Genomic DNA, 255 nt, shown 5'->3' on the forward strand with positions numbered 1-255 from the left:
GCTTCGGTCGCCGCCGGCGTCCCGGACTTCACCCTGACCGACGAACGGTACAGCTGGCTGGACACGCAACCGGACATCAGGGTCCATGCCCGACACCTCCATGAGGAGGTGCTTCATCCGCTCCTGTGGTCGTATGAGCGCGACGGCGGCGGCCGCACCTTTTACGATGCACTGGGCCACGACGCCGCGTCCTACGAATCTCCCGAACACCGGGAATTGCTGCTCCGCGGAATCGCCTGGTTGGCTGAATCGGTG

At 65.1% G+C, this 255-nt stretch carries 1 protein-coding gene; it reads left to right on the forward strand.

Annotation, left to right across the window (positions count from 1 at the left end):
• Positions 1-255: ThuA domain-containing protein (locus tag SB754_RS21455; RefSeq protein ID WP_410784348.1), on the forward strand; the 255-nt coding region annotated here is incomplete at both ends.

The organism is Leifsonia sp. SIMBA_070, from assembly GCF_046534635.1.
Classification (GTDB): Bacteria; Actinomycetota; Actinomycetes; order Actinomycetales; family Microbacteriaceae; genus Leifsonia.